Here is a 7,520-nt window from a genome sequence, read left to right on the forward strand (position 1 = left end):
GGTAGATATGCTGCCGGGGTGACTCGTCAGAAAATCCTCATCACGGGCGCCAGTTCCGGCCTGGGCGCCGGCATGGCGCGTGCTTTCGCCGCCAAGGGGCGCGACCTGGCGCTGTGCGCCCGGCGCATCGACAGGCTCGACGAGATGAAAGCCGAACTGCTGCAACAGTATCCGGACATCAAGATCGCCGTGGCCGCGCTGGACGTCAACGACCACGAGCAGGTGCCCAAGGTCTTCGGCGAACTGAGCGACGAGCTCGGCGGGATCGATCGGGTCATCGTCAACGCCGGCATCGGCAAGGGCGCGAAGCTCGGCTCGGGCAAGCTGTGGGCCAACAAAGCGACCATCGAGACCAACCTGGTGGCCGCGCTGGTGCAGATCGAGACCGCGCTGGAGATGTTCAACACCAGTGGTTCGGGCCACCTGGTGCTGATCTCATCGGTGCTCGGCAACAAGGGAGTGCCGGGGGTCAAGGCCGCCTACGCCGCAAGCAAGGCCGGGCTGAGCTCGTTGGGTGAATCCCTGCGCGCCGAATACGCCAAGGGTCCCATCAAGGTTTCGGTCATCGAGCCCGGCTACATCGAGTCGGAGATGACGGCCAAGTCGAACAGCACAATGTTGATGGTGGACAACGAAACTGGCGTCAACGCGCTCGTCGCCGCCATGGAACGCGAGCCTGGCCGAGCGGCGGTGCCGTGGTGGCCGTGGGCTCCGCTGGTGCAGGTGATGCGGGTGCTGCCGCCCTCGCTCACCAAGTGGTTCGCCTAGCTAGTGCGGTACTGGCGTGTAATGCGTTGCGTCGGTAGTGAATTCAGGCTTTCCATAAGTCGCTAGCCGCAGCTTGAGCAACCCGATCACATAGGCGTCGGTGATGTCGCGGAGCACGGGAATTCGGCTGGCCTGGCTCACGACGTTGAACCGTCCGATGATGAATGGCGCGGTGAGGGCGACGCGCAGTAGATCCGTCGGCCCCATGGAGACGCCCATGGCCTCGGCGATCTCCCGGTCGCCGTTGCAGAAGGTGCGAACGAACGTGAGCTTGCTGAAGCTCTTTTCAACCGCCTCGGCGCAACGGTCGAACAAGGAGGTGCCGGGGCGCAGGTAGGCCGCCATTGTGCCGCGGACGAGTTCTTGGCAGATGCTGTCGAACCCGTCGCGCAGCAGTGCCGATCGGGCATGCATGACGTGGATGATGTCGGCGGGTTCAGCGGGCAGCAGCTCCTCCGGCAACCCGAGCAGAAAGCAGCGATACCTGGCGAATTCGACGACGGCGCGTTCTGCGGCGGTGAACTTCGACCGGCCCTGTTGACGCGCCCGGCGGGCCAGCAGGTACTGGCCGATCATCCCGGCGGGCATCTGGTCGACCTGGGGTACCGGCATGCCGTAGATCGCCGTATCCCACTTGTCGGATCTCTTGAGGGCGTTGTAGCGGACCATCGAGTGCATCAGCCGAACCATCGCGGCGGCTTCAAAGCCGGGGCCATAGCGGTCCAGCGCGCCGGGCAGTGTGGTGACGGCGAAGAAGCTGGCGGTCTCGTTGACGCGGCGCGCTGCCCGCTTGCCCGAGAGCGCTCCGGTCAGCGCCATCGGCAGCGCGGCGTAGGTGTTGGTGAAAGTCGCGATGAAGGCCCCGCGGGTGATGAATGGGGCCAGCAGCGCCGCGGGGATGCGTTCTTGGCGAGCACCCTCCCGGACCAGGTCGAAGTCGATCCACCCCGGGGTGGCCTCCATGGCGGTGATGAACGCCGCCAGTTCGGGCGGCGCGTCGGCCACCGCCTCGATTCCCTCGCGGCAGGCCGTCTTGAGCATGTCGATCAGGTGCGTGATGCTGTGCGAGTTCATCAGGGCCGCATAGGGATCCGCGACGACGTCGCCGAGCAGGGTGGCCGTGCTCATCAACTCGACGACGCGGTCGTCTTCCAGAATCGGTGCGCGGTCGGCGATCCAGGTGGGCAGGGCGGAGTCGGCGTCGGGCTCGGTGGCCAGGCGATCCGGTCGCCTGTCGAAGTCGAAATCTCCGTAGAGGTCGGGCAGCAGGTCGCGCTGGCTGCGGACCCGCCGCGCGAGTTCGGGGTAGTACGTGACCATCGCTGCCTCCCATTAACTAACAATCTGTGAGCAATCCTCACAAGTCGTTAGTTATGCTGTCAAGCGTGAGTGTGGGCAACCCGAAGCGGCGCATGACCGCCGAAGGCCGGCGCCAGCAGATACTCGATGTCACGCACGCGATCGTCGACGCCGAGGGGTTCCACGCCGCAACACCGAACCGCATCGCCGAGACGGCCGGCATCAATCGGTCGTTGATCTATCAGCTGTTCGGCGACCCGGCGGGACTCTTCGTCGCACTGATCGACCGTGAGGCGGCCCGGGCCGGCGCCCAGTTCGCCGAGGCGGTCTCGGGGTTGGATGCCGTCGCCGAGGACCAGTCACTCGTGGTCGCGTTCGACGGCGTCCTGGCCGCGGTCGACGCCCACCCGGCAACGTGGCGACTGTTCTTGTTCCCGCCGCAGGGCGCTCCACCGGAGTTGTATGCGAGGCTGGCTCAATCGCAGGCCGTCGTGTTGGAGTTCTTCGTCACTGAGCTGCTGCGCACCAATCCCCACGTGCACGACCCCGAATACACCGCGCGGATCCTGCACGCCGCCGGACGCGAACTGCTGCAGCTGCACCTGAGCGAGCCGCAGACCGCGACCGTGGAACGCTTGCGCACCTTCGTGCGGCGATTCGGTTCCGAGCTCGTGGTCCCGGCCGGTTGAGGCCTAGGTTGGCGCTGGTACGCAGGATGCCAGGTGGGCGGTGACTTTGTGGATGCTCGCGCCATCTATTTCGGGATGGCGTTCAGTTCGCCTCGTGCCTGGTCGATCTGGTTGTATGCGTAAGTCGTGACGGCGGCGGCGCTCATTCCCGCACCCTTCCGGTCGAGCGACTCGTAAGTCTGGTCGCCGAGGACCTCGCGCAGGTGTGCGATCACCGCGTTGATCTTGGGAAACGACGCGGCAGTAAGCGGACTGAATGCGAAACCGGCAATGGTGGCCGCCGCCTCGTAGTGTTCGAGCCTGTCGAGGAGGATCGCGAGGTTCGTGAACGGCGAGCGGAGAGTCACCATGTTGCCCGAATCGTGCAAGTGGCGGATCGCCAAACTGATGTGATCGAGCGCTGACAGCGGGTCGCCGTGTTCCACTTCAAGTTGGGCGAGATTGGCGGCTATGTGGGATTCGTCGAAGCGGTTGCCACTGTCGTAAGCGATCGCCAGGCCCCGGTGCATCGCCTCAGCGGCGTGGTTCGGATCGATGTTGCGCCACGCGAAGCCATACGCCAGCAGCGCCAACGCCAGCGCGTGTGGATTGCAAGTGGCCTCCGCAGCTTCGATCAAGCCGTCCGCTGCGGCCGTCGCTTCCTCGTCGCAACCCGCGATGGTGAGCGCCGTAACGACGAATGCTGTGACATTCGGGTGTGCGTCGGGCTCTTGTGCAAGCCGGGCGCGGCACCACTCGACTGACCGATCGGGCTCGCCGATGGCCAGATATGGATTAGCCAGTACGCTCGCCATGCCGAAGGGGACATCCCCGCGGCCAGCACGCATCGCCTTCAGTCCAGCGTCGCTGTACCGGAGGGCCTCCTCGATCCGTCCCACGATCCAGCACTGCGTCGCCATCGTGTACAAGAAGGCGAGCCGTGAGTGATCGACAGCGGCGGCGGCCTCGATCAACTCTTCCGGCCAGGCGATGGGTTCGTAGTTTTCGACCCAGAAGCCGAGGAAAGCCGCGTAGGTGGCGATGGTGGCGGCATCGTCGAGGTTCCCGTTGTCGGCGGCCCACCGAAACGCGGTGCGCAGATTGGCCAGTTCGGTGGTGAACCAGTCATACGCCTTCCGCTGCCGGGGGCTATCCCACAATGCCAGGATCTCGGCCTCTTTTCCGGCGAAGTGGTGGGCGTGCGCGGTACGAACCTCATCCGCCTCGCCGCTTCCGACGAGTTGCTCCTCGGCGAACTGGCGAATGGTCTCCAGCATCGAAAACCTGGTGTGCCCTGAAGACCGGTCGACCACGAGCAGTGATTTACGCACCAATGCATCGAGTCGATCCAGGACCGCGTACTCGTCACGATCGCCGTTTTCAGCTACAGCACAAGCGCTTTGGAGGTCGAACCCGCCGGCGAACACCGAACACCGCTGCAACAGCATCTTCTCTGCGTCGTCGAGTAGGTCATAAGACCATGACACCGCGTGGCGCAACGTTTGATGTCGTTCGAGTTCGCGGCGTGAACCGACCAGCAACCGGAATCGATGATGAAGACGGTCTCGCACTTCACCGGCGGTCATCGACGCCATCCGCGAGGCCGCCAGTTCGATGGCCAACGGAATCCCATCCAGGCGTTGACAAATCTCGGTGACCGCGGCGGCCTCCTCGCCGTCGACCATCGAGAAGCCGGGCGCAATGGCTTGCGCGCGTTCGGCGAACAGACTCACCGCCGAGGAGTCGACTCCAGCGGCGTCGAGGGAGCGCACCGGGCGCACTCGTTCCTGGGCGAGGCCGAGTCCTTCTCGGCTGGTGGCCAAGACCTTCACCGTTGCGGACTGCTTGAGAACGGCTTCGATCAGCTCGGCCGCGGCATCGAGCACATGCTCGCAGTTGTCGAACACCAAAAGGCGGATTCTGCCCTCCAGCGCGGCGGCCACCGACTCGCTTACCGTCTTGCCGGCTTGTTGGTTGATACCCAGCACGGCAGCCGCCGCGTCAGGCACCGCCGCGGGATCGGTGACCGCCGCCAGTTCAAACACCCATACACCGTCGGGGAACTCATCGGCCAACTTCATTGCGGCTTCCCCGGCGAGGCGGGTCTTGCCAACTCCACCTACCCCGGTCAGCGTCACCAACCGGTGGGACCTCACTGCCGCTGTGACCTCGTCGACGTCGGACTCGCGCCCGATCAAGCTGGTGGTCGCCGGCCGCAGATTTCCTGGACTCGTATCCAGCGCCCGCAGCGGCGGAAACTCCGTGCGGAGCCCCGTTGCTCGCAGTTGAAAGATCCCGACCGGCACCGGTACATCCCGCAGCCGCCGCGCCCCTAGATCGGTGAGGTCCACCCCGCTGAGCAGACTCGCCGTCGACTCGGCGAGCAGCACCTGACCGCCATGACCTGCGGCCATCACTCTCGCGGCCCGATTGAGTACCGCACCGAAGTAGTCACCGTCGCGTAGTTCGGCCTCACCGGTCGCAAGGCCCATTCGCACCGGCAACTCAAGAACCAGCTGGGCCTGAACAGCCGCATCGACGGCGGACCGTGGTGACGCGAACGCGGCGACCACACCATCACCGGTATGGCTGAAGACAAATCCACCGTTGTTCTCGATCGCGGAGTGTAAGACCTTGTCATGTGCGGCCAGCGCCGACCGCATGGCGTCCGCATCTTCTTCCCACCGACGGGTCGAACCCTCAATATCGGTGAACAGAAAGGTCACCACCCCCGAAGGAGGCACCCCTGCGGACACCCGCTCAGGATGTCACACAAATCCTAAGCCGAGACGACATCCGCGAACGCATTCAAGATGCTCGTGCCTCGTCTGTTGAAACCAATGCAGCTGCACGAGCAGGCACAAGGGCACCCGCACACGCGGCGTGTCGAGGTGCTTTTGCGCCTGCTCGCGAAACATTAGCTGGCGCGCCCTCTTTCGGTGCGGTAGCGGCGGACCAGCGCGTCGGTCGAGCTGTCCGATTGCGGCACCGGCGAGTTGTCGGACGTGATCACCGGAAGCAACGCTTTCGCCTGCGTTTTGCCCAGCTCCACGCCCCACTGGTCGAACGAGTCGATGCCCCAGATGACGCCCTCGGTGAAGACCTGATGCTCGTAGAGCGCGATCAGCTGGCCCAGCACCGACGGGGTGAGCCGGTCGGCCAAAATCGAGGTCGACGGCCGGTTGCCGGGCATCACCTTGTGCGGCACGATGTCGGCCGGTGTGCCTTCGGCGGCGATCTCCTCGGCGGTCTTACCGAACGCCAGCACTTGGGTCTGGGCGAAGAAGTTGCTCATCAGCAAGTCGTGCATGCTGCCGGTGCCCTCGACGGTGGGCAGGTCGTCGATGGGCTGGCTGAAGCCGATGAAGTCGGCCGGCACCAGCCGGGTGCCCTGATGCAGGAGTTGGTAGAAGGCATGCTGGCCGTTGGTTCCCGGCTCGCCCCAGAAGATTTCGCCGGTGTCGGTGGTCACCGGAGTGCCGTCGGCGCGTGTCGACTTGCCGTTCGATTCCATGGTCAGCTGTTGTAGATAGGCGGCGAATCGCGCCAAGTCGTTGGAATAGGGCAGTACCGCGCGCGATTGGGCGCCCATGAAGTTGGAGTACCACAGCCCGATCAGCCCGAGCAGTGCGGGCGCGTTGGATTCCAGCGGGGCGGTCTTGAAATGCCGGTCCACGATGTGGAATCCGGACAGGAAGTCGGCGAAGGCCTCCTTGCCGATGGCCGCCATGAGCGACAGCCCGATCGCGGAATCGACCGAGTAGCGTCCGCCGACCCAATCCCAGAAGCCGAACATGTTGTCGGTGTTGATGCCGAAGTCGTCGACCAGGCGCTTGTTGGTGGACACCGCCACGAAGTGTTTGGACACCGCGGCGTCGCCGAGCGTGTCGGTCAGCCAGCGGCGCGCGGCGGTCGCGTTGGTCAGGGTCTCCAGCGTGGAGAAGGTCTTCGATGCGACGATGAAAAGTGTTGTGGCAGGCTCTAAGTCGGCCAGGGTGGCGATGAGGTCGGCCGGGTCGACGTTGGAGACGAAACGGGCAGAAATCCCGGCGTCGGCGTAGTGGCGCAGCGCCTGGTAGACCATCACCGGACCCAGATCCGACCCGCCTATGCCGATGTTGACCACGGTGCTGATTCTTTTGCCGGTGGCCCCGGTCCATTCACCGCTGCGTAACCGGTCGGTGAAGTCGCCCATCCGGTCCAGCACGGCGTGCACGTCCTCGACGACGTTGTGGCCGTCGACGATCAGTTCGGCGTCCCGGGGCAGCCGCAGCGCGGTGTGCAATACGGCCCGGTCTTCCGAGACGTTGATGTGCGCGCCTGCGAACATCTGGTCGCGACGCTCTTCGAGGTTAGCCGTGCGCGCCAGATCGACCAGTAGCCGCAGCGTCTCTCGGGTGATGCGGTGTTTGCTGTAGTCGATGTAGAGGTCGCCGACCGAGACGGTGAGCTCGCGGCCGCGGTCGGGATCCTCGTCGAAGAACTGGCGCAGATGCGTCGCGCCGATTTGTTCGTGATTCCCGCGCAGGGCGTCCCACGCTGGGGTGGCGGTGATGTCGGGGAGGCTTTGCACGGAGGTCATAGTTCGACCCTAGTGACGGTCGCAAGCGCGGCGTGGCCGGGCGCTGCGGGCCGTCACCATCGGCCCTAGTGACGGTCGCAAGCGCGGCGTGGCCGGGCGCTGCGGGCCGTCACCATCGGCCCTAGCTGTCGTGACCCGGGAGGTTGTTGACGGCGTGGCTGCTTGAAAGTGGGAGGACCTCCTGACGGAGTGGATGTGTCTGG

At 65.0% G+C, this 7,520-nt stretch carries 5 protein-coding genes; 2 read left to right on the forward strand and 3 right to left on the reverse strand.

Annotated elements, in window-relative coordinates; all coding sequences use genetic code 11:
• Nucleotides 1–18 precede the first annotated feature (18 nt).
• The gene (locus AWC17_RS04520) at nucleotides 19–768 is read left to right on the forward strand and encodes an SDR family oxidoreductase (protein WP_046183282.1); all 750 of its coding nucleotides are present in this window, start codon (nucleotides 19–21) and stop codon (nucleotides 766–768) included.
• Here AWC17_RS04520 and AWC17_RS04525 read toward each other — a convergent pair whose 3' ends face one another.
• On the reverse strand, nucleotides 769–2,088 hold the full coding sequence (locus AWC17_RS04525; RefSeq protein ID WP_046183281.1) for an oxygenase MpaB family protein: 1,320 nt from the start codon (nucleotides 2,086–2,088) through the stop codon (nucleotides 769–771). It abuts the gene before it with no gap.
• A 92-nt stretch (nucleotides 2,089–2,180) separates the two neighbouring features.
• Here AWC17_RS04525 and AWC17_RS04530 point away from each other — a divergent pair, with 92 nt between their 5' ends.
• Nucleotides 2,181–2,756: a TetR/AcrR family transcriptional regulator gene (locus AWC17_RS04530; RefSeq protein WP_046183288.1), complete on the forward strand. Its 576-nt coding sequence runs from the start codon at nucleotides 2,181–2,183 to the stop codon at nucleotides 2,754–2,756.
• A 65-nt stretch (nucleotides 2,757–2,821) separates the two neighbouring features.
• Here the strand turns inward: AWC17_RS04530 and AWC17_RS04535 are convergent, their stop codons facing one another.
• On the reverse strand, nucleotides 2,822–5,491 hold the full coding sequence (locus tag AWC17_RS04535) for an ATP-binding protein (RefSeq protein ID WP_231588451.1): 2,670 nt from the start codon (nucleotides 5,489–5,491) through the stop codon (nucleotides 2,822–2,824).
• 161 nt (nucleotides 5,492–5,652) lie between these two features.
• Complete coding sequence (gene pgi / locus AWC17_RS04540) at nucleotides 5,653–7,317, reverse strand: glucose-6-phosphate isomerase (RefSeq protein WP_046183280.1); 1,665 nt, start codon at nucleotides 7,315–7,317, stop codon at nucleotides 5,653–5,655.
• Between the last annotated feature and the right edge of the window lie 203 nt (nucleotides 7,318–7,520).

This window comes from Mycobacterium nebraskense (genome assembly GCF_002102255.1).
Classification (GTDB): Bacteria; Actinomycetota; Actinomycetes; order Mycobacteriales; family Mycobacteriaceae; genus Mycobacterium; species Mycobacterium nebraskense.